The 22880-nt window shown below is 61.2% G+C and carries 18 protein-coding genes; 3 read left to right on the forward strand and 15 right to left on the reverse strand.

All coding sequences use genetic code 11. The features are described from left to right. Positions 1 to 483: 483 nt before the first annotated feature. From BCS36_RS03130 to BCS36_RS03180, 11 genes are all read right to left on the reverse strand, one after another. A complete protein-coding gene (locus BCS36_RS03130; protein WP_291301469.1) occupies positions 484 to 1629 on the reverse strand; it encodes a 4Fe-4S dicluster domain-containing protein in 1146 nt (381 codons plus the stop codon). Continuing rightward, a complete protein-coding gene (locus BCS36_RS03135; protein WP_291301470.1) occupies positions 1622 to 2005 on the reverse strand; it encodes a hydrogenase maturation nickel metallochaperone HypA in 384 nt (127 codons plus the stop codon). Before BCS36_RS03135 ends, BCS36_RS03130 begins: the two co-directional genes overlap by 8 nt. A gap of 71 nt (positions 2006 to 2076) precedes the next feature. Next, on the reverse strand, positions 2077 to 3159 hold the full coding sequence (locus BCS36_RS03140) for a nickel-dependent hydrogenase large subunit (protein WP_291301471.1): 1083 nt from the start codon (positions 3157 to 3159) through the stop codon (positions 2077 to 2079). Continuing rightward, complete coding sequence (locus BCS36_RS03145; RefSeq protein ID WP_291301472.1) at positions 3156 to 3695, reverse strand: NADH-quinone oxidoreductase subunit C; 540 nt, start codon at positions 3693 to 3695, stop codon at positions 3156 to 3158. Before BCS36_RS03145 ends, BCS36_RS03140 begins: the two co-directional genes overlap by 4 nt. A gap of 21 nt (positions 3696 to 3716) precedes the next feature. After that, positions 3717 to 4295 carry a hydrogenase gene (locus BCS36_RS03150; RefSeq protein WP_291301473.1) on the reverse strand — a complete coding sequence of 193 codons (579 nt, stop codon included), beginning with the start codon at positions 4293 to 4295 and terminating at the stop codon, positions 3717 to 3719. A gap of 1 nt (position 4296) precedes the next feature. Next, the gene (locus BCS36_RS03155) at positions 4297 to 4746 is read right to left on the reverse strand and encodes an NADH-quinone oxidoreductase subunit B family protein (protein ID WP_291301474.1); all 450 of its coding nucleotides are present in this window, start codon (positions 4744 to 4746) and stop codon (positions 4297 to 4299) included. Positions 4747 to 4756: 10 nt separating this feature from the next. Next, positions 4757 to 5728 (reverse strand): respiratory chain complex I subunit 1 family protein, encoded by a 972-nt coding sequence (locus BCS36_RS03160; RefSeq protein WP_291301475.1) that lies wholly within the window; start codon positions 5726 to 5728, stop codon positions 4757 to 4759. Then, positions 5725 to 9462 (reverse strand): proton-conducting transporter membrane subunit, encoded by a 3738-nt coding sequence (locus tag BCS36_RS03165; RefSeq protein WP_291301476.1) that lies wholly within the window; start codon positions 9460 to 9462, stop codon positions 5725 to 5727. The genes BCS36_RS03160 and BCS36_RS03165 overlap by 4 nt, the downstream gene beginning before the upstream one ends. A 1380-nt stretch (positions 9463 to 10842) precedes the next feature. Next, on the reverse strand, positions 10843 to 11841 hold the full coding sequence (locus BCS36_RS03170) for an NAD(P)H-dependent glycerol-3-phosphate dehydrogenase (RefSeq protein WP_291301477.1): 999 nt from the start codon (positions 11839 to 11841) through the stop codon (positions 10843 to 10845). Positions 11842 to 11849: 8 nt separating this feature from the next. Next, positions 11850 to 13322 carry a M14 family metallopeptidase gene (locus BCS36_RS03175; RefSeq protein ID WP_291301478.1) on the reverse strand — a complete coding sequence of 491 codons (1473 nt, stop codon included), beginning with the start codon at positions 13320 to 13322 and terminating at the stop codon, positions 11850 to 11852. Between the two features lie 187 nt (positions 13323 to 13509). Continuing rightward, positions 13510 to 13707, reverse strand: a complete 198-nt coding sequence (locus BCS36_RS03180; protein WP_291301479.1) for a heavy-metal-associated domain-containing protein — start codon at positions 13705 to 13707, stop codon at positions 13510 to 13512. 85 nt (positions 13708 to 13792) lie between these two features. Here BCS36_RS03180 and BCS36_RS03185 point away from each other — a divergent pair, with 85 nt between their 5' ends. Beyond that, on the forward strand, positions 13793 to 16144 hold the full coding sequence (locus BCS36_RS03185; RefSeq protein WP_291301480.1) for a heavy metal translocating P-type ATPase: 2352 nt from the start codon (positions 13793 to 13795) through the stop codon (positions 16142 to 16144). A gap of 282 nt (positions 16145 to 16426) precedes the next feature. Here BCS36_RS03185 and BCS36_RS03190 read toward each other — a convergent pair whose 3' ends face one another. The 4 genes from BCS36_RS03190 to BCS36_RS03205 all read right to left on the reverse strand — a co-directional run bounded on the left by BCS36_RS03190 (position 16427) and on the right by BCS36_RS03205 (position 20248). After that, positions 16427 to 16765 carry an Hpt domain-containing protein gene (locus tag BCS36_RS03190; RefSeq protein WP_291301481.1) on the reverse strand — a complete coding sequence of 113 codons (339 nt, stop codon included), beginning with the start codon at positions 16763 to 16765 and terminating at the stop codon, positions 16427 to 16429. Between the two features lie 535 nt (positions 16766 to 17300). After that, complete coding sequence (locus BCS36_RS03195) at positions 17301 to 18548, reverse strand: amidohydrolase family protein (protein ID WP_291301482.1); 1248 nt, start codon at positions 18546 to 18548, stop codon at positions 17301 to 17303. Positions 18549 to 18557: 9 nt separating this feature from the next. Then, a complete protein-coding gene (locus BCS36_RS03200) occupies positions 18558 to 19424 on the reverse strand; it encodes a YitT family protein (protein WP_291301483.1) in 867 nt (288 codons plus the stop codon). Positions 19425 to 19450: 26 nt separating this feature from the next. Continuing rightward, positions 19451 to 20248 (reverse strand): sulfite exporter TauE/SafE family protein, encoded by a 798-nt coding sequence (locus tag BCS36_RS03205; RefSeq protein WP_291301484.1) that lies wholly within the window; start codon positions 20246 to 20248, stop codon positions 19451 to 19453. 398 nt (positions 20249 to 20646) lie between these two features. Between BCS36_RS03205 and BCS36_RS03210 the strand changes: the two genes are divergently transcribed. After that, on the forward strand, positions 20647 to 21603 hold the full coding sequence (locus BCS36_RS03210) for an aspartate carbamoyltransferase catalytic subunit (RefSeq protein WP_291301485.1): 957 nt from the start codon (positions 20647 to 20649) through the stop codon (positions 21601 to 21603). Then, positions 21600 to 22862, forward strand: coding sequence for a dihydroorotase (locus BCS36_RS03215; RefSeq protein WP_291301486.1), 1263 nt, complete (start codon positions 21600 to 21602; stop codon positions 22860 to 22862). The genes BCS36_RS03210 and BCS36_RS03215 overlap by 4 nt, the downstream gene beginning before the upstream one ends. Positions 22863 to 22880: the final 18 nt, after the last annotated feature.

A 22880-nucleotide genomic window follows, 5' to 3' on the forward strand; every position in this document is an offset into this window, starting at 1 on the left:
AGGTTCGTGCATAGCCGCCCCCGAAAGAAGGGAGTTGTTGGTCAGGGTAGAACAGGGGGGTGCTTCGGGGGGGATGCAAGGGGGCCGAGAAGGGGGCGCAGCCCCATAACCGGCCCCGCCTTGCCGCGCGCCGCGCAGGCGGCCCAAGCAACAGAAAAAGAAAAGCCCCGTGCCCGCAGGGCACAGAAACCGCCCTTCAGAGGACAGGCCCTGCTTAACTTTCCCTGAAATATCAAGTGAGGACGCCCCGCCGCGCGCCGCGCAGGCGACCAAAACCCAAATAAAAGAAAAACCGCCGTGCCCGCAGGGCACAGAAACTACTTTTCAAAGGACAATCCCCGGTTTTATTCTCCTCGGCGTCCCTGCCGCACAGCTCCACTCACAGAGCACTTCACCGGGCCATCAGGCGTGAGGATTATATAAAAAAAGTCCCGCCCATACGTTTGTATGAGCGGGACTGATCAATAATTATGCAACGGCGACTTATTTTTTGCCGCCCTTTTTGCTGGCTTTTTTGCCAGACTTGGGAGCGGATTTTTTGGGCGCAGGAGCCGCAGGCTTTTTGTCGGTGGAAACCGCAGGCTTTTTGTCAGCAGGGGCTTCGACCTTGGATGCGCTCTCGGCAGGGGTTGATTCCTGGGTTTCACCCTTTGAAGCTTCTTTGGCTTCGGCCTTGGCTTCAGAAGCAACAGGCTGTGCGGCCTGGGTATCAGAAGCGGCTTTTGCAACGGGTTCCACAGCTTCGGCTACAACGTCAGCCTTGGGCGCTTCAACCGCAGCCGTTTCAACCACTGGGGCCGCTTCCGCCAACGCAGCGTCAGCCTTGAGCGTTTCAGGGGCAACCGCAGGAGCGGCGTCAGCCTCGGGCGCTTCAGGAGCACTTACAGCCGTGGCAGCTTCGGCTACAACGTCAGCCTTGGGCGCTTCAGCCGCAGCCGTTTCAACCACAGGTGCAGCATCAGCCTTGGGTGTTTCAGCTGCTGCCGTTTCGATCTTGGACGCTACCGAAGCAGCGTCAGCCTTGGGCGCTTCGGGTGCAACCGCAGGAGCAGCATCAGCCTTGGGCGCATCAGCCGCAGGCTCCACAGCCTTCTTTTCCGGCTTGGGCATTTCCACTACAGTGCCGTCGGCCAGCACCAGCGAAAGGGCGTGAGCAGGGCAGGCTTCCATACAGGCGGTAATGCGTTTGCCGTTTTCCATACGCCAGGCGCGGCACATATCACAACGCACGGCCACTTCACGACGGGCCCGCTGGGCCAAGGTTTCGCCGTCCTCGCCGTCCACCGACGGCATGCCGATGGTTTCCATTGTGATGGTGCCGTAGGGGCAGGCGGCAATGCACATTTTGCAGGCCACGCAATACTGAACGCGCATGATAATGCGCCCCTTTTCGTCCTGCTGGAGCGCCCCTGTGGGGCAAACGTTCACGCAGGGCGCGTGGGGGCACTGGTGGCAGCGCACCGTTGTCTTGAAGCCGTCCGCCTTTACCACCTGCACGCGCGACACCAGTTCGTCGCGGTGCTTCATGGCTTCCTTGAAGCTCATGCCGTGGTGTGCGGCGATACATGCCACTTCACAGCGGCGACAGGCGCGGCATTTGTCGGGTACGACCTGGATATGTTCAGTCATGGTCCGTTTCCTCGGATGCAACGTGCAGGGCCATCAGGGTAAGTCCGTGGCCCCCGTTGAAGTGGATGTTTTCACCGCCGCAACTGGGGCAGACGAAATGCCGTTGCGTCAGGCTGAATTCGTGGTTGCACTCGGTACAGCGACATGGCAGGGGCGCTGTCTGCAACAGCAGTTGCGCTCCCTCGGCCGGGGTGCCTTCCGCAAAGAGTTCAAAGCAGGCCGCAAGGGTTTGCGCCTCAACACAGGCGATGAGCCCAAGCTGGCATTCTACCTTGCTTATGCGCTCCACCCGGTTTTCCGGGTTCGCCGCATTATGCTCGTCCAGAGCTTTCAGACAGATGTCCAGCAGCCCCTGAACCAGACTCGCTTCATGCATGCGCTACACCCTTTGCCGCTTCAGCCCTGACGCGCGACAACCGCCCAGAGCAACTTTACTTTGACGTTACTCTAACGTTCCGTGCAGGATACGCAGGGGTCAATGCTGTTGGTGATCAGGGCGACGTCGGACACGTTGCAGTCACGCATCATCACGCCCAGGGCCTCCCAGTTCATGTAGGAAGGCACGCGCCACTTGAGCCGTGCGGGCATATCCGTTCCGTTGGTGCGGATGTAGTAGAACACCTCGCCGCGCGGCGCTTCGGAGCGGGCGCAGGCCTCGGCCGTGCGGATCTGCCGCATGGGGGCCGTCACTTCGCCGTCGGGCACGCGCGCGATGCACTGACGGATAATGCCGAAGGATTCGAATATCTCGTGCAGGCGCACCATGGTACGAGCGTGGATGCAGCACCCCTGTTCCACAATGGTTTTGAAGTCCACATCAGGATAGGCCGCATAGGGCGAATCCTTGCGCACATCAAGATGCAGACCCGAACCGCGCGCCACCGGGCCAACCACGCCGAGGCGGATGGCGTCTTCCTTGGGCAGCAGGCCAAGGCCACGGGTACGGGCCAGAACCATGCTGTTGGAGTCGTAAATCTCGCGGATTTCGTCCACCTGGGGTTCGACCTTGTCCAGCATCTTGCGCATGTAGTCCAAGAGTTCGGCGTTCACATTGTACTTGACGCCACCGATGCAGTTGGCGGCCAGGTTCATGCGGTTGCCATAGACCGTTTCCTTCAGGTCCTGCATCATTTCGCGCACTTCCATGACGTGCATGAACAGCGACTTGAAGCCGATGATGTGGGCCTGAATGGCGGTGTTGAACAGATGCGAGGCAATGCGCTTGATTTCTTCCGCCAGCACTCGCAGATAGCGCGCGCGGTCAGGAATGGTAATGCCCAGCACGTTTTCAACGGCCATACTGTAGGTGAAGGAATGGCTGTTGGAGCACAGGGAACACACGCGTTCTGTGAGCGTGACGTTCTTGATCAGATTGCGCTGGGTGGCCATGGCCTCCATGCCACGGTGCACATGGCCCGAGGTCAGCTCCACATGGCGCACTATTTCGCCGTCCACAGTCAGATTGAAGTATACCGGCTCTTCAAGGGCCACATGCACGGGGCCGAGGGGCATGGTAAAGGTTTTGGTCATGACCGCTTCTCCTTGTCCTGGAGGATGCGTTCCCACAGGTCGGTGGTGCAGGCCCCGTTCATCATGATGGAAAGAGGCACGGCTTCGTTGAGAATGCCAGCGTCCAGCTCCTCGTCGAGGAAGAGGCGGCGCGGGTTGGGATGCCCCATGACCTGGATGCCGTAAAGCTCCATCATTTCCCTTTCATGCCAGTCCGCGTTGGCGAACAGCGGCGTGATGGAGGGCACTGTGGGCCATTCTCCATTGAGGGTGACAGTCATGTTGTAAATAACACCCTGAATTTCAAAGTGATAACAGACTTCCTGCATGGGTTCGCTGAGCTGGCGACGGTTATAGGCCGTGACCATGGCCAGACGGGCGTCCGCCTGGCGGAGTATCTCCGCGCCCTGGGTGAGCATGCGCGGGGTGCCCAGGCGAAACCAGTGATAGGCGTTGCCGAAGCTGTCGGTGCTGTGATGTATGGCATCGTCCTCAGCGGCACAAAGAGCGGTAAGGCCCTCAATGACTGCGGCGTTGCCGTGAATGGTCTCTTGCATATGTTCTCCGCGGCCTGGCCGCTAGTCTTTGGTGGGCACTGCCGAGGTGACGGTTGCCGCCGGCGTGTCGTCAGTGGCCGTAGGCAGCACACAGGCGTTGCGCTTCGCGTCTTCAATCTGCCGACACTTGGGGCACAGCTTGCGGGTCAGCTCAGGATCAATTTCGGTATTCCAGGCATAGAGCTTATCGGCCAGAACCTTGGGGATGGGCCGCATAAGCGCGCCGCAGGCGACGCAGGGCTCATACTTGATGGTGTGCTGCTCAAGCCTGTTGTATTTTTCGGCCTGTACATGGGCCGTATGCCAGTCGGTGCTGATGCTCATGGCCCCGGTGGGGCAGTAATGACGGCATGAGGCGCACAGACAGCACGAGTTTTGCCAGATGGTGATGGTAAAGCCTGATCCGTCGGGCAGCTGGCCGATGTGGATGGCCCCCGCAGCGCAGGAGTGGCGGCAGATGCCGCAGCCCATGCACAGGTTGGGGTCGACCACGGCCTTGCCGCGCAGGCGTTCGGGCGTAAAGGTTTCACCCAGAGGAAAAGGATCCGTGCTGGGGCCTTCAAGCAGATTGCGGAATAAGACTTTAAGAAAGCCCGCCATATTATTCCTCCACGCCCAGTTTTTTCAGCCAGATAGACCGGGCCAGCACCACGCCTTCAAGAATGGCCTGGGGCCGGGGCGGGCAGCCGGGCACGTTTACGTCCACGGGCAGGTAGCGGTCGATGGGGCCTTCAATGGAATATCCCTCGCGAAAGACCCCGCCTGATATGGGGCAGATGCCCACGGCCACCGTCACCTTGGGTTCGGGAATTTCGTCCCACACCCGCAGCACGCGGTCGCGCACCCTGGTGGTAAGCGGGCCGGTGATCAGCACGATATCGGCGTGCCGGGGGCTGCCGCAGTAGCGACACCCCAGGCGCTCAACGTCGTAACGCGGAATACAGGCCGTGGTGGCCAGCTCCACGTCGCAGCCATTGCAGGAACCGGCGTTGATGCGGAACAGCCACGGCGAACGCACGGAAAGTTTTTTAAGCGTATTATCCAGCGACACGGCGGCCTCCTTACATCACCCAGACCAGTATCAGACTGCACAGCGCGAGCACGGCGGGCACAGTCACATAAAAGCGAAACGCCTGGTCAATACGGAAACGCCCTGTGGCCGACTTGACCAGGGTGAGCGAAACCAGCATGAGCGCGAGGCACTTGCACAAGAACCACACCAGATTGACCGGCCACCATTCAGATATGGTGCCGGGGAAGAAAAGCGCAACCCCCAGCCCCAGAACAACGAAGGTCTTGAGGGCCGACGTGATCTGAAAAAGCGCCAGCAGCGGGCCGCCGTATTCAAGCAGCGGGCCTTCGACGATTTCGGTTTCCGCCTCGGGGATGTCAAAGGGCACGACGCCCATGGTGCCGGGCAGGAAGACGAGGTAGGCCAGAAAGGCCGGGATCATCGACGGGTTGAAACCGAATGAGCCTGTCTGCTGCTGCAGGGCCACGATCTTGAAGAGCGAGAATTCCGCGCCCCATGCGCCGCCAGCCAGGGTTTTGCCCGTGAGCATGGCCACGGCCAGCAATATCATGAGCAAAGGCATTTCGTACGCGAACATGAGCACCATTTCGCGCGAGAAGCCCACAGCGCCGTAAGGCGAACTGGAGGCCGACCCGCCCAGCATGATGGCCATGGCCGGGATGGGCAGAAGGTAAAAGATCACCAGCAGGTCGCCCATGTTGAACAGGCCGTTGTACACCCCGGAGATGGGGATGAAGGCCGCGCACACGGCCATGCCCGTAAAGCCGAAGACCGGAGCCAGCAGAAACGCCGGGCGGCAGGCTGTCCTGGGGATCAGGGTTTCCTTGGTCAGGAGCTTGGCAATGTCCAGCCAGGGCTGCACCAGCGGCGGCCCTACGCGGCGTTGCAGGCGGGCTTCCACACGGCGGTCAAGTCCTTTGAAGAACATGGCCACCATCAGGGCAAAGGCCCCGCCGGGGAAGACGCACATGTGCAGTATGGCAAGCAGGGTATCGCTCATGAGCGGTTCTCCTTGGGCGTGTCATCGCCGCCGAGCAGGCGCGTGAGACCGCCGTAAATGCTGGAAGGCGTCATGCGGCTGGTGGCCGTTTCAGGCGGCAGACCGCAGGTATGCACATCAATTTCACGCAGGCGGGTAAAGCGCTTCACAAACCAGTAGCCGCCGGTGAAGGCCAGGGCCATCATCACGAACATGCCCGTGGCGTTCCAGGCTCCAGTGCCCGAAAGCACGCCCGAAAGACCCACATTCAGCGGCATGAGCCCGTATTCGAGCAGCACCGAGTTGATGGGGCCGAGTGCGAGACCGGGGAAGATGCCCGTCAGCACGCAGCCTGCGGCCAGAATACCCATGGGGATGCGCATGATGCGGGGCACTTCCTTGATATCGTCAAGGTCCTGCGCAGGCTGGCCCAAAAAGGCCGCATGCAGGAACTTGGCGATATAGGCCATGGTCAGCACGCTGCCGATGAGCGAGAGCAGAGCCAGGAAGGGCTGCCCGGCTTCCATGAGGGCGTGGTAGATGAGCCACTTGGACGAGAAGCCGCTGGTGGGCGGCACGCCTATGACCGAAAGCCCGGCTATGGCGAACATGGCCAGGGTAAAGGGCATCTTGCGTCCGATGCCGCCAAGGTCGTTCAGGCTTTCCTTGTGGCTGGCGAACATGATGGCGCCGCACACAAGGAAGAGCAGGTCTTTAAAGAAAACGTGGTTGATGACGTGCAGCATGCCGCCCGCATAACCGAGAGCGCCGCCCGCAGCCACGGCCAGCACCATGTAGCCGAGCTGGCTTACCGTCGAGTAGATGAAGATAAGCTTGAGGCCGTTGCTGCGCAGGGCCTGAATGGCGGCCATGATGATGGTGACGCCGCCGATCCACATGACCGTCACGCTGATGGAGCTCTGTTCAAACCCGCCCAGTATGCCCGCGACGGCAAAGCCGCCGCCCAGCAGCATAAAGAGCTTGATAAGGCCGAGAATGGCGCTCTTCAGCAGTACGGAGGAAATGTAGCCGGACACGGGCGTGGGGGCCAGCGCGGGGTGCATCTGCCAGTCAATGCGGAAGGGCAGCTGCGCGGCCTTCATCACAAAGCCCGCAGCCAGCAGGGCCATGCCGAACCAGGCGGCCCCGGTGGACAGGTTGGGCACCATGCCGGCCAGCAGCAGCGAGGTAAAGGGCGTGAAGGGTCCGATGACGCACAGGCCCACAAAGATGAAGCCCGCGCCAAAGACGTTGAAGATAAAGTACTTGAAGGCTTCACGCAGCGAGGCCTTGTCGCCTTCGTGCGCGATGGCCAGATAGAGCGTCCACGAGCTCATGATTTCCCAGAACAGGAAGAAGCTCAGCAGATACTGGCTGGACGCCATGCCCACGAGGCCCCCGCACATGGCGGTAAAGGCGCAGTAGAAACGCCACTGCGTGTGGCTGTGCTCCATATAGCCCAGAGCGTAGCTCATGTTCACCGCGCCCAGCAGGGGAACGATGAGGGCAAAGCAGAACGAAAGCGTGTCGAGGCCGCGTCCGAACAGGACGACCAGCAGGGCCGTTGTGAGCAGCACGCCCACGCTGACCTTGCCCGCCATGACGCGGTTCTTGTAGAAGAGGGCGGGCAGCAGAGCGCCGAACACGGGCACGACCACATAGATGGGCCAGTTGACGTGCATGGCCAGCAGAACGCCTGCGTCCTGCGGGTTGGGCGCAAAGGCCAGCGAAGCCACAGGGGCCACAAGCTGCATGGCGAGCTGCGGCGCAAGGCCAAGCAGCACGCACAGGGCCGCCAGCACGCCCATGCCCACGCGCATGGTGACAGGTGCCTCCGTGACCGTGGGCAGATAGTCGGGGCGTTCTTCAAATATCAGGGTTTTGAGTATGCGGGTGTAGTAGACAAGGCCCACCAGGGAACCGCCGAGAATAAGCGCGGCCAGCCAGACCTGTCCGGCTTCGGTGGCGGCCTGTATCATCAGGAATTTGCTGTAAAAAGCGCCAAAGGGCGGCAGGCCCATAATGCTCACAAGCCCAACGCCCATGCAGGCCACGGTAAAGGGCATCTGGCGGCCAAGGCCGCGCAGGTCGCTGAGCTTGCGGCTGCCGCTGCGCATGATGAGCGCGCCAGCGCCAAGGAAGAGCAGGTCCTTCATGATGGCGTGGTTGAACATGTGCCACAGCGCGCCCGTGGTGGAAAGCCACGTGCCGATGCCGAGCACCAGCGCTATTTCACCGAGCTGCCCCAGAGTGGAGTAGGCCAGCATGCGTTTGATGTCGTCCTGGCGCAGGGCCATGACTTCGCCAAGAACCAGGGTGGCAGCGCCCGTGAAGACCAGCCCCGTGCCGAGCCAAGAAAGGCCGAACAGGCCGGGCAGAGTGCTGACCATGGGCCGCATGAGCAGCACGACCACAATGCCGAAAATGCCCATCTTGGTAATGATGCCCGAAAGGGGGGCCGACACGGAGGACGGCGCGGCGGGGTGGGCGTCAGGCAGCCAGGAGTGCAGGGGCACAAGACCGGCCTTGACGCCGAAGCCCAACAGACAAAGCACAAAGGCTGTCTGAACGACAGGGGTGGGCATAAAGCCCTCGCCCAGCATAAGCAGGCCGGGCAGCATGAAAAGCGCGCCGCCCGCGCACATGACGTAGTATTTCAGGCCAGCGTCAAAAGCGCTGCGCCGCCCTTCATGCACCACCAGAAAGTAGGAGGCGAAGGTCATGAGTTCCCAGTAGCCGTAAAGGCCGGACGCGTCCGTGCTGGAAACTATGCCCGCCAGGGAACCGAAGGTGAGCAGCAGGAAGAACCAGTAGCGCCCCTGATGCCGCCCGTGGATGTAGCCCTGCGAGTAAACGCAGACCACAAGAGCCACAAGGCTGATCATGGTAAGGAACAACCTGGCCGTGGCCGGAGCGTCCGCAATAATCACGGTGACGAGCGCCAGTGCCGCAAAGGCCGTTCCCACAAGGGGCGCTACGCGCAAGCGGAGCAGAAAAGCCCCGCCAACGGCAAAAGCGCCAAGGTAGTAACACCAGTAGGCCGGGTGCACAGGGGAATGCGGCGCCACAAAGCCGTACTGGCCGCCGATAAGACTGGTCAGCGGGCCACGAAAGACGCCCATAAAGCCTACGGCCACGGCCAGACCGATCATCAGACCGGCTTTGCCGCGCATGGGGCCAAGGATCGTGGGGGAATCTTCCGGCGCGTCTTCCAGCACGACCTGGCGCACAGTGTTGACGTACAGCCAGATGAAGACCGTGGTGGCCAGGGCCATGACCAGCAGGCCGGTGAGCCCGCCTGGTATGGCTTCAAGAACAGCGGCATTGATGAAGAGGCGGGCTTCGGGCAGCAGGAAGGGCGAGCCGCCCACCGATGCCAGCAAACCCAGGGCGAACAGGGCAGCCGTCCAGGGGTGCCGTTGGCCGGAACCGCTCAGGCGTGATGCCTGGACGGGCCCTTGGCTACACGCGGCTCCCGTGCGGCATGCCGAGGTGAGACGGCCCAGGGCCGTCCACGCCAGGCCGCGTGTCGCGACCTGAAAAAGTATGAAGAGCCACAGGCCGGTGGCGCCGATGGCGGTAGCCGCGCCGAGCCCCAGGCAGACAATGCCCGCGTCGTGCAGGGCGCCCCAGAGGATCAGGCGGCGAGGGTCCTGACGCTGGCGTACGGCTTGAACCGCAGCATACAGCATGAGGGCCATACCCACCAGAAGCGGCACAAGCCGGCCGCCAGCCGAGAACAATGATTCCGTCATAATTCGCCCCGTAGTTTGCGGGTCTTTCAGGCCAGCACCGTGCTTGGCCCCATCTACGCCTCTTTTCGATGCGGTATCACATCTATACCAAATCGTGAAAAAAATAGTAAAAGGAGTGTTAACAGCCTTATCTCACTTCGCCACTCTGTGCAAGTGGCGATTATTTCACTAAAAGTTAGGAGGTTATGCCAGTTTGCGCAGGTTTGGCGCAGGTTTTGCGCGTCTATTTACAATATGTGTAATAATTCACAGCAGTCTGGCAGTAGTTTGAAGTGCTGTAATTTGTGTGATGGGTGGTTAATCAATCTAATATGCAATGCAATTAACTGTTTAATCAAACAAGTATGGATTACTCCATGTGCTTCAATAACATCTGGTCACGCAAAAAATTTTTGTCGCAATTCTGCAAAATTTTGTGACGCAGGTAATTTATGCCTGATAAAAATTTTCGTGTTACTATAAAATTTTTGGCAAATTGCACGTTTTTGTGCCGAAAGCCGCATGTGATTTATTTATTCACTGGAAAAACAGGGGACTTTTGGGGCCCTGAGACGGAGTGTTTGACGGCGTCGAGTGCAGAGGGCAGGGGCGGAAAAGAGGCAGAAAGGCGTTAATCGTGTGAACAGGGTGAAGGCGGGTCAACCGTGCGCTATGGGAAATCCGGAGGCCGGATCTGTGAACCGAAGCTGTAAGGCGGATCTGCGCGCCGGGACGGAAAGTTGGGCTGCAAGCCGGGAACTGGGAGCCGGATATGGGAATCGTGGGCAAATGTCCCCGTCCTGCGCGGGGTGATCAATAACCTGCGGCGCAAAGCCGGGTGTAACCCGGGGCGTGGCGATCTTGAAAACAGGCCGCCAAGCCTGGTTTGCGCGGCGTGCGTCCGGGCGGTTACGGGTGAGCGTCATGTCCTGCAGTCGCGTGACTGAAGCCTGTCGGGCAATTTCAAAGTGCACTTGCTCCAACAATGGCCGTACAGACTGCAAGAGTTGTGGTGCAGTCTCTCAGTGCAGTGTTGCACAGAGTCAGAAGGTTTCGGGCGACGACTGCCGCGACCCACGGGCTGCGCCAAAAGATTTCGGCCTTGCTTCAACGTTACAGACTGAAACTGGCCGGGCCGTCAACACGGGATGCCGGGGCGCCGACTGTCGGGCAATCAGTCGGACAGGGGAACAGCAAGGATGGGCAGTGCTGGCCCGACGCAGCCCGCGCGCAGGTTTGGGTATGGAGCGTCGCCCGCGCAGGTCGGGCAAGGGAGCGTCCGTCAGCTGGAAAATGCGGGTGGCGGCAGGCTGCGCCGCGTTCTGCCCCTGTTTTTCGATCTGTGTCCGGTCCTTTTTACGCACCGCTGCTCGCGCTTGTTTTTCGCGCCGCGATCTGGGCCTATTCTTCGCGCAGCGTTCTGCTCATAAGGTCGCGCAAGGCGGCCTGCGGGCTTTGCCCTTCATACAGGATACTGTGTACCGCACTTGTCAGGGGCGCGTCCACGCCAAGTTTTAGCGCCATGTCATAAATGGCTGCCGTGGTTTTGACGCCTTCTGCCACCATGCCGAGGCTTTGCGTAATGTGGTCGAGTTTTTCTCCACGGCCAAGGCGCAGCCCCACCTGTCGGTTGCGGGAAAGATCGTCGGTGCAGGTAAGGGTGAGGTCGCCTAGACCCGAGAGGCCCATAAAGGTGTGGGCCTGCGCGCCACGGGCCACCCCAAGGCGGCTCATTTCAGCCAGTCCCCGTGTGATGAGGGCCGCGCGGCTGTTGGCCCCCAGCCCCAGCCCGTCGCAGGTGCCAGCGGCAATGGCCATGACGTTTTTGAGCGCGCCGCCCATTTCCACGCCCGTGACGTCCGTGCTGGAGTAACAGCGAAAGGCGGGGCCGGAAAAAATGTCGCGCAGATAGCAGCCAAGGGCCTCATCGTAGGCGGCCATGACAACGGCCGTGGGCAGGTCGCGCAATACGTCCGCCGCAAAGGAGGGGCCGGACAGCACAGCATAGCGGGGGTTCAGGTGCCCGAGGGTCTGGGCGGTCATTTCCGCGCAGGTGGCCAGCGATCCGGTTTCAATGCCCTTGGCCGCGTTGACAAGTATGGCCCTGGGCTGAAAGTGGCGGGCGTGTTCCGTGAGCCAGCCGCGCAACTGCTGGCAGGGCACGGCCAGCACGACCAGCGGGCGGTCCAGGGCCGTCGGGTCTGTGGTGGCCACAAGCCGCTCGTCAAGAGGCAGGCCCGGCAGGTAACGGGGGTTTTCGTGCCGTTCGTTGACGGCCGCAGCCACGGAGGCGTTCCGCATCCAGAGGCAGACATGGTGCCCGCCACGGGCCAGAAGATGCCCCAAGGCCGTGCCCCAGCTGCCGCCGCCTGCCACGCAAATGGAAATTTTTTCAGACATTCTTGTTCTCAGAAGCCCAGGGACGATTCCGGGCCAGGGCGGTCGGGCAGGGCAGTAGCGTTACGGGCCATACGTGGTCTGTTGGGGCTGTTTTGCCTGCCATTATCAAAATAAACCAGAAACATGCCGCTGAAAAGTTGATTGCGGTAAACTTCGACCCGGAACAGTCTGCCCTGCTTGTCCACAGAAAAGCGCGACATGAAGTCCTTGAGGCGCAGTTCCACGCCAGCCTCGTCGGGCTGTCCGTTGTCAAAGCCAATGGCGTTGACCCTGTAGCCGTCCAGTGGCCGCACCTGGAAGGAATCGGCAACATACAGCACCTGCCCGAAGGAAACCAGCTTGTCCTGGCCGTCCGCTTTTACGGGCACGGCGTCGAGGCTGCTGTCCACCTCGCGCCATTCGGGGCGTATGAGCGTCAGCATGCGGTTGCCGTAATGCACGCAAAGCTGGCCCTCGCCGCCCTGGGCGCAGGGCAGCACCGCCATGATCGGCTTGGTGGGCACGGCCTGCGCCGGGCCGCTTCTGGGCAGGGGCAGATAGTTGATGGCCGGGCGGGCGTCTTCAAGCGGAAGAAAAACGCGGTTATCGGCAAAGGAGACGGCAAGGTTGTCCTGCAGCGCTCCGCGTACCCCTTCGGGCGTGAGGGCAAAGGCGCGGCTGAAGTCCACGCCCGCCTGCCGCAGAAAGGACTCGACCATCAATAAATGATAATAGGCGCGCAGCTCGACGGAAAATTCCTTGCTGGCCTCAAGGCCGAAGGCGGCTTTGCCACGGCGCACGGCGTAATAGGAAAGGCTCTTTTCCATCTCGCGGTCGCCCGCGGCGGTATTGGTGTTGTGGACGTGCAGACGGTGCCCGGCCTGCATGAGCGCCTTGTTGGCGGCGTCTGCGGCTTTGTCGGCCTCGTCCTCCAGCGCGCCCATGAAGACTCCCGGCAGTTCCGACTGGTCAATGATGACCGACTGTCCCCAACGGGCGGGATTGCGCAGCTTGTCTTCGTACTTGTGGCGATAGTAGCCGCTGCCGTCATGCAGGTTGAGCACAAGGCCCACCTGCGGGTGGTCTATGAGTTCCTGAATGCGCCGCACTGTGGCAAATTCGGGGTCTGCTTCGTCCAGACGGGCGAACTTGCGGTTCATATCCCCGTACAGACCGCGCGAGCGCTTGATAATACTGGGAAAATTTAGATTGGGCACCACCCACACGCTGCCGTTTTCCATGCGGTAGTGGGTGGTCAGCAGCGTAGCGGCGGAAAAACCCCCCGGCTCATCGCCCTGAATGCCCCCCACCACCAGCACGGTGCGTGGGCCTTCGCCCAGGCGGATCACGGTGAAATCCAGGGGAAAGCCCTCCTGCGCCAGGGCCGTGCCCGCAAGGCAGAAAAGAGCGCAGCACAAGAACAGGCCCATAAGGCCCTTGCCTGTCAGGAGTCTGCCCCTGCGCTGGAGTCGGTTCAGAAAAAGCGTTTTGTATGCCTGCATAGTGCTGTGGGGTTGTCTGCGGGCCAGATGGAACATTGGCTTATATCACTACGGCATTCGGGCGCAAACGGCAAGATACCGGGACGTTGCGGGCGATATAAAGAAAGGGCCAGCGCCGATGGCTCCCTCTGGAACGCCAGGCGTTGGCCCTGATGGGCTGGGCCGGGATTTTTCCGAAGCGGGCCGCCTATTCGGGATCGAAGCCGATGTTGCTTATGGCTGTGCGCAGGGCCTCCATATCCACCGGGCCGTCTTCTTCGTAACGCAGAACCTTTTCGTCCAGATCCACCAGCGGATTCTTCACGCCGGGAATTTTGCCAGCAGCTTCTTCCACAGCGCTCTTGCAGTGGCCGCAACGCATACCATTGACTTTCAGGCTTTTCATCGTATCCTCCTTGGGAATCCATTTTCAATTTCGCAGTGCCGCGAGTTTACGCGCCACCCTGGTAAATGACAAGCCGGAGGAAAACATGAGCGAGGCCAATGCGCAAAATGACGCCGCCAACGAGGCATGCCCCCTGAAATTCGACATAGGGGGAATGCACTGCGCGGCCTGCTCGTCCCGCATCGAGCGTGTGGTCGGACGTATGGAAGGTGTGGAAAAAATCAGCGTCAACCTTGCCACTGCCAAGGCGGAGGTGTGGGCCAGTCCTGGCCATGAAGATGCGGTGCAGCACGAGATCATGGACCGCGTGGCCACGCTGGGCTTCAGCGCCACTCCTGCTGTTGATGACGACGCATCAGCCGAGTTTGCCGAAAACAAGGCCAAAGCGCTCAAGGATTCACGCCAGCGCCTGGGCCGTCTTGTGCCCATGGTCTGCTTTGCTGTGCCCCTGCTTGTGGTGTCTATGGGGCACATGATGGGGCTCAACCTGCCGCACTGGATGGATCCCCATGCCGCGCCGCGCACCTTTATGCTCATACAGCTTTTTCTGAGTCTGCCCATTGTCTGGCTTGGACGGCATTTTTATGTGGACGGCATCCGCGCGCTGCTGCGCAAGGCTCCGGCCATGGACAGCCTTGTGGCCGTGGGCACGGGCGCTGCCTTCATCTACAGCCTTGTGAATACCATTCTTGGCCTCATGGGCGTTGACCCTGTGACGCGGGCCATGAATCTGTATTATGAGTCGGCGGCAGTGCTGCTGACCATGATAGAACTGGGCCAGTTTCTTGAAGCCACGGCCAAGCGCAAGGCTGGCGACGCCATGGGCGCGCTCATGAGCCTCACGCCGGAAACGGCCCTGCGGCTTGATCCGGCCAATGAAGCCCTGCCGCCTCAGGAAGTCGCGGTGTCGGCCCTGAAGGCTGGCGACCATCTGCTGCTCAGGCCCGGCGGACGTGTGCCTGTGGACGGCGAAGTGCTCACGGGCAAAAGCGCCGTGGACCTTTCCCTGCTCACAGGCGAATCCATCCCCGTTGCAGTCGGCCCCGGCGACAAGCTGGTGGCTGGCAGCGTCAATGGCGAAGGTTCGCTCACCCTGCGGGCCGACGCCGTGGGCCGCAACACGCGGCTTGCGCGCATCATCCGTCTGGTGCGCGAAGCGCAGGGCAGCAAGGCCCCCATCGCCCGTCTGGCAGACCGCGTCAGCTACTACTTCGTGCCCGCCGTCATGCTCTATGCCGTGCTGGCCGCCCTGGCCTGGCTGGTGTTCAGTTCCGAGCCAATCACAACGCCGCTCACCGTCTTTGTGGCCGTGCTGGTTATGGCCTGCCCCTGCGCCATGGGGCTGGCGACGCCCATGTCCATCATGGTGGGCACAGGACGCGGGGCGCAGCTTGGCGTGCTTATCAAAAACGGCGCGGCTCTTGAGCAGGCCGGGCACATCAACGTTCTTGCCGTGGACAAAACCGGAACCCTCACCACGGGCAAGCCCGTGCTTACGAGCGTAACCCTGCTGGAAGGGGCGGAGGGGCTGGATGAAAACGGCCTGCTGTCCCTTGCGGCCGCTCTTGAGGCCCGGTCCGAACATCCCCTGGCTCAGGCCCTGATCAAGGCCGGGCACGACCGCAAGCTGCCCGCCTGCCGCGTCGAGGACGTGGTGGTTGCGCCCGGCATGGGCATAGCGGGCGACGTTTTTTGCGCTGACGTGCCCCGTCACGTGGCCGTGGGCAACCGCGCCTTTATGAAGGAATACGGGCTTGCGGTTTCCGATGACATCGCCAGCAAGCTGGCTGTGCTGGCCGAGGCTGGGCAAACGCCCCTGCTGCTGGCCCTTGGCCGTGGGGAAGAGGCCCGTCTGGCGGGCATTCTGGCCCTGGCGGACGCCATCCGTCCCGAATCGCCCTCAGTGGTGGCCCGTCTGCAACAGATGGGCGTGCGCGTGGTTATGCTCACGGGCGACAATGAGCGCACCGCCAGAGCCGTCGCGGCCAAGGTCGGCGTGGACGAAGTGGCCGCCGGGCTTCTGCCCGCAGAAAAGGCCGACTATGTACGCCGCCTGCAGGAGCAGGGGCATGTGGTAGGCATGGTGGGAGACGGCATCAACGACGCGCCCGCTCTCGCCCTGGCCAATGTGGGCATGGCTGTGGGCACGGGAGTGGACGTCAGCGCCGAAGCCGGGGATATCGTGCTCATGCGCGGCGGCATGGAAGCCGTTTTGACGGCCCTGGCGCTTTCGCGCGCCACCATGCGCAATATCCGGCAAAACCTGTTCTGGGCCTTTGGCTACAACGTCCTTGGGCTGCCAGTGGCGGCGGGTTTGCTGCACGTTTTCGGCGGGCCCATGCTTTCGCCCATGATAGCGGGCACGGCCATGGCCCTCTCTTCCGTCTCTGTGGTGACCAACGCCCTGCGGCTGCGCTTTTTCAGGATAGAAAGTTAGGCGCGCCTTGCCGAAGGCTAGGGTAGTGTTACGTTGGAACGCTTTGTGGGTGTGGGCCCCTTTTGTAAAAGGGTCCCTCCCCCACACCCCCTCCCCCTAAAACTTTTGTTGGGGTTTACTGTATTATAAGAATTTTCTGGTCTGAAAAGGGTGGCAGAGACAGTCTTACTGGCATCACGCCTTCGTAGACGGTGTCTGCTTAACGCGCCTGCACAACAAAAGCCCGCTCCTGCCGAAAACGGCGGAGCGGGCTTTGCTTCGTGTCGGTATTCTACGCCAGGACTACTGGGTCATGAAGGCGTGCATGGTCACGAGGGTTTCCATAACGGTGGTGCTGAAATGGCTGAGAGCACGGCTTGTATCCGCCCCGGCCTTGATGGCCATTTCCAGTTCCAGCGCAGCGGAGGCCAATGCCTTGGCCCCAAGGTTGGCGGCGGCACCCTTGGTGCTGTGCACCAGTTGCCGGGCCTCTTCCGCGTTGCCGTTTTTCAGGGCCACGCCCACCTTGTCAGGTGTGTCGCGTTCCGTCTCAATGAACTTGCCCAACAGTTTGACATAGAGGTCGCGCTTGTCGAGCACACGGGTCATGGCTTCTTTCCAGTCCAGTAATTCCTCGCTCATGTTTTCCTTCTTGGCGCAGGTTGATGACAGGCGGCAGACGCCGCCGGGGCCACTGCACAGCAATGGCCTCAGGAGATGTAACCGTACAAATCTGGGATGCGCGAATACTGCCAGCAAGATTTTATGATGACAATAACTTTATTGACCTGAGAAGTGGGAATTCTCAAAACGGCCCTGTCATCCCGACCCCAAATGGCGGCGAAAACGCCTGTGGGCGGGCAAAAACGGGAATGCTGAAAAGTTGTGACAAAAAACACGGTGAAACCTGTTTGTTCCCACAGTCATTGGGTTTGGAGTCGGTTCAGCAAATATAGAGAAGGGTATGTGGCTGGCAAAAAGCCCTCAGAGCTGTCGCCCTTGAAAAGTGGTCACATGCCCTGATCTGCACGAGAGGATAGCGCGGCGCAACGTGTCGCAACGTGACGTGGACTCTGCCGAAATGCGCGCTAATCGGCAGAATGACGCCCCTGCATTGCAAGGCATTTCAAGGTTGGTCTGCTCTTATGGTCGTAGGGGCGCTGTGTCCGGCACGGACTCAGTAGGTGAGGGCTTCGGGCAGAACGCAGAAGTCCGCAGGACTTCCCGGTTCCAGGCGGCCCGCGCCGCTTTGGAGCATGTTGAGGGCCTCCGCCCCGTTAATCGTCATGAGGCGCACCAGGGCTTCGGGGGGCACATCAAGATGTTCACGCAGCCATACGGCTTCCTGCCGCACGTCAAGGTCGCGGTTGCTGGTCAGGCCGTCGGTGCCGAGGCAGAGCAGGCAGCCGCTTTCAAGCAGGTCGCGCACAGGGGGCACGCCCAGCCCAAGGTTGCGGTTGGAGCGCGGGCACAGGCACAGGGCCGCGCCGCTGGCGGCCAGCACTTCCACTTCCTGCGCGTCCAGTTGCGTGCCGTGCACGGCCAGGGTTCCCGCATCCAGAAGCCCCAGCTTGAAGGCATAGGCCAGGGGACGCAGCCCTGGGGCCTGCCAGTCCGCAGGCAGCACTACAGATTCGTAGCACTGGCGCAGGGGGCCGTCGCCCGTGGTGAGCAGTTGCGTTTCTTCCGGCGATTCGGCCAGGTGAAAGCTGAAAATGCGTCCCATGCGGGCGCAGTCCTGTTTGGCGGCGCGCAGGATGTCCGGCCCGGTGGAGTAGAGGGAGTGCCCGCCTGGGGCACAGCGGGCAGCCAGAAAAGGATCGTCTTCCAGCGCTTCACGGCAGCGGGGCGGCCAGGGGCGCACGCCGTCGGCAAAGGGCGCGCCAAAGCCGAACCATTCGCAAAAGTGGTTCACGGCAAGCCCGGCTTCACGGCTGGCGGCGTCCGCCAGCAGCAGGCCGCCGGGCAGGGAACCGGTGATGTTGCCCGCGTACAGGGTTCCTGTGCCCGCCATATGGGCGCAGGCGTTTTCAGCCGCCAGCGGGTCCGGGGTTTCACGCAGCAGGGGAATGAGGCTTTGCAGCCAGGGCGTGAACCCTTTGCCCCAGCGGGTGCGCTCCGCCAGATGCGAAAGTTCCAGATGGGTGTGGGCGTTGACGCAGGCGGGGGCCAGACACACCGGGCCGAGATCGCGCACCAGCGCGCCTGCGGGGGCCGCCCCTGCCGACCAGGGGCGTACCTCTTCCACCATGCCGTCACGTACGATGAGCACGGCATTGTCGATTTTTTTCAGGGGGGCGAACAGGCGCGCGCCTCTGGCCGGGTCTTCGCCCGCCAGGGTGACGATGCTTCTGGCCCTGATGGCCAGCGTCTGCGGTTCTCTGCCTTCAGGGAGGGAATCTGGAGCGGATGCGGCTGGCGCCATGTGCTGCTCCTACCTGCTCCTGCGTGCGAACTGCCCGCCGGAAACGTAAAAGGTGTTTTCAACAATGAAAAGAGCGTTGCGGTCAATGCTGAAGACAAGGTTTTCCAGTCGTTTGAGGGCAATATTGTTGGTGACGGTGAGCAGGATTTCGCGGTCAGAGCCGGAGTAGGCTCCCTTGCCCCGCAGCATGGTTGCCCCGAAGCGTTCCGTCACCAGGATGGCCTCGCTGATTTCCTCGCCATGGTCGGAAATGATGAAGACCAGTTTGCGCCGGTTGAACATGCCCAGCACGTACTCAAGCGCGTTGGACGAGATGAACATCATGATCATCGAGGCCACAATAAGATCAAAGGGCAGGCGGTAGGCCCCCAACAGAAAAAGCAGGCCATTGAAAATGACGTTGAACTGCCCGATGGAAAAATTCCAGCGTTCCTTGAGCACCACGGCGATAACGTCCGTGCCGCCGCCGCTGCCAAGGGTCCGCAGCATCAGGCCCCCGGCGGTGCCGTGCAGCACGCCGCCCACCACCGCAGCATACAGTTCGCTTTGCAACGGGATGGTGAAGTTGATGAAAAAGCCAAAGACCGTTGTGCACAGGGTGCCGTAAGCCGTGTAGAGAAGAAAGCGTTTTCCGACAAAAAACCAGCCGAAAGTATAAATGGGCACGCAAATCAGGGCGTACCATACAAGCGGGGTGAGGGTTCCTGTCCAGTAGTTGGTGAGCAGGGCCACGCCCATGATGCCCCCGGCGAGAAAATCGTGGGGCGCTGCAACACTCTGGATGCAGATGGTCATGAGCAGGCCGCCCAGGGTCAGTAGAAAGAGGTTCCACCAGACTGATTCGGCCAGTTTGTGGTTGTAGGAATAGAGTTTCATGTTTTTATCTTGACAGCAATTGTGGTTTACAGCAATCCCCAGGCCATTTTGGCCGCCACGATAACCAGAAAGCAGGCAAAGCCGCGCTTAAGTTTGTCGGCGGGCAGGGCGTGCGACAGCTTGACGCCGAGGGGCGCGGTGAGAAAACTGGCCGAGGCTATGCCCAGCAAGGCCCACAGGTTTACAAAGCCCAGGGTCATCGTGGGAAGGTCCGGTCGGCCCCAACCGCCCACAATGAAGCCCAGCGTTCCCGCCACCGCGATGGGAAAGCCAATGGCGGCCGAGGTGCCCACGGCGTGGTGCAGGGGCACGTTGCAGGACGACATGAAGGGCACGGAGAGCGTGCCGCCGCCAATGCCCACAAAGCTTGAAATAAGGCCAATGCCCATGCCCACGCCAGACGTGCCGACAAAGCCGGGCATGTTGCGGGTGGCCGGAGGCCGGTAGCCGGAGAGCATCTGGACAGACACCACCAGCAGAAAACAGATGAAGATGATCTTGAGGGCAAGCGTGGGCATGTGCGTGGCGATAAGGCCGCCCACAAACGTGCCAAGGAGGATGCCCGGCGTAATGTTGCGGAAGATGTCCCAGTGCACGGCTCCGCGCTTGTTGTGGGCGCGGGCGCTGGAAATGGAGGTGATCATGATGCTGGCAAGGGACGTGCCCAATGCCATTTGCTGCACGTATTCGGCAGGCACGCCGACAGTGGGAAATATGGCCACCATCATGGGTACCAGCACAATGCCCCCGCCCACGCCCAAGAGTCCGGCCAGCACCCCGGCCACTGCGCCACATGCAAGATAGATCGCAAGAGTCAAAAGCATTGGTCACATCCTCCACAAAAAGCCTGATGGAAACAATGGCGAAAAGCGCCAGACATCGGCCCGAACGTGTCCGGGCTGGCAGCCGCATGATTGTGCCGCCCGGCGGCCACATGGACTGCGCCGTCCTGAAGGCGGCATTGCCCTCCTCTAACTAGACAATGGCCCTGCAGGCGTCAACAGACTTTTTGCTTTACAAAGCCCTTTTGCGCGCCTACAAATCAGGCATGATGTCTGCCGCTCCTGTACTCCGCATATTCAGGAGGGCGCCTTTGCGGGTGCCCGGTGAGCACGGTTTTTCAAAATTTACGTCGCTCCGGGTCAGAGCCGCAGCCTCTCCCGCCGTTCCCCGTTGAAAAGTCAGCGGGGTTTTTTTTTTACCTTTTTACACCAGTACTGCCATGAATACCGACAACCGCTACCACTGGTCACACAAGGACCTCCTGGACGTAACCCAGTTGAGCAGGGCCGACACCCTGCATCTGCTGGACCTGGCCGCCAGCTTTCAGGAAATTAACACCCGACCCGTCAAAAAGGTGCCCACGCTCAAAGGCAAGACTGTGGTGCTTTTCTTTGTGGAAGACAGCACCCGCACCAAGACTTCCTTTGATGTGGCGGGCAAGCGCCTGTCGGCGGACACCTTTTCTCTGGGCAAGAGCGGCTCGAGCCTCAACAAGGGCGAAAGCCTCAAGGACACGGCCCTGACGCTCCAGGCCATGGCGCCTGACGTCATCGTCATCCGCCATTCCAGCAGCGGCGCGGCCCGCTATATCGCGGAACTGCTGCCCTGCGGCGTGGTCAATGGCGGCGATGGCTGGCATGCCCACCCGACGCAGGCCCTTCTGGACTGCTTCAGTCTGCGTCAGGCATGGGATAACGCCTTTGAAGGGCGCACGCTGCTCATCCTTGGCGATATCGCCCACAGCCGGGTGGCGCGGTCCAATATCCATCTGCTGACCAGTCTCGGCGTGCGCGTGCGGGTCTGCGCCCCGCGCACCCTGCTGCCTGCCGGGGTGGACCACTGGCCTGTGGAGGTGTATACAAATCTTGAAGAGGCCGTGCGCGATGTGGACGCCGCCATGTGCCTGCGCTTGCAGCTGGAACGACAGCAGGCCGGGCTTTTGCCCGATCTGGCCGAATACTCGCGGCGCTTCTGCCTTGGCCTCAGACATATGGAAATGGCCCGGCCAGGGGCTAAAGTGCTGCATCCCGGGCCCATGAACCGGGGACTGGAAATTTCCGATGACATGGCTGACGCCCCTGCCAGCCTGGTGCTGAACCAGGTGGCCGCTGGCGTGGCGACGCGCATGGCCGTGCTCTATCTTCTGGCCACACGCAACGATGGAGGACGCGCATGAGGCTTTGCATCAAAAATGCCCGTCACCTGGAGGCTCCCGTAGACCTTCTGGTGGACGGCGATACAATCATGACTATGACCCCGGCGGGCCACCACGCAGCGCCAGAAGATTGCGAAATTTTTGACGCTTGCGGTCTTGCGCTCATGCCCAGCTTTATCGACGCGCATGTTCACCTGCGCGAACCCGGTTTCGAGTATAAGGAAGACGTGGCTTCAGGGCTTGAAGCAGCGATGCGGGGCGGTTTTGGCGCGGTCATGTGCATGGCCAACACCAAGCCGGTGAATGATACGGCCAGCGTCACCCGCCACATGCTGGACAGGGCGAGGCAAAGCCACCCCCACGGGCCCCGGCTTTTTCCCATTGCGGCGGCCACCATCGGCCTCAAGGGCGAGATGATGGCCCCCCTGGCCGAGCTCAAGGAGGCGGGCTGCGTGGCCGTGTCCAATGATGGCCGCCCCCTGGAAAACGCCGAGCTTGTGCGCCGTATTATGGAATACGCCGCGGACCTCGGCCTGATCCTCATCGACCACTGCGAGGACCCGCACCTGGGCCGCGGATGGATCATGCACGAGGGGCATGTCAGCGGCCTTCTGGGGCTCAAGGGGCAACCGGCCTCCGGAGAGGCCATACAGGCCGCCCGCGACATCATGCTTGCAGAATATCTTGATATCCCAGTGCATATTGCGCACGTTTCCGCTGCCCTGACCGTAGACCTCATACGCTGGGCCAAGCAGCGCGGCGTGAAGGTCAGCGCCGAAACCTGCCCGCACTATCTGTTGCTGGACGAAAGAGCGCTGGAGAACTATAGTGTTCAAGCCAAAGTAAGCCCTCCGCTGCGCACGGCGCATGACCGTGAAGTGCTGCGCGAAGCCGTGAAAACGGGTATTGTGGACATCCTTGTGACCGACCACGCGCCGCACGCGGCTCACGAAAAAGACGGCACCCTGGACGGGGCCCCCTGCGGCTTCACAGGTCTTGATCTGGCTCTTGCCCTCACCTGGAAGCTTGTGGATGCGGACATTTTGGCCGAATCTGACGTGCACCGCCTGTGGTGCCGCCGCCCGGCTGAAATTTTCGGCCTGCCCTGGAACGGCTTCGCCCCTGGCGACCCGGCGGACTTCTTTTTGTTTGATCCTGATGAAGCATGGACGGCCTCGCGCCAAACCATGTACTCCAAAAGCCTGAACACGCCCTTTTTGGGGCAGACCTTGCGCGGGCGCGTCAAGCATCACTGGATGGGAGGCAGACAACTGTTCTGACCCCCTGCCCGCGCCATA

The organism is Desulfovibrio sp. MES5, from assembly GCF_002237645.1.
Taxonomy (GTDB): Bacteria; Desulfobacterota; Desulfovibrionia; order Desulfovibrionales; family Desulfovibrionaceae; genus Desulfovibrio.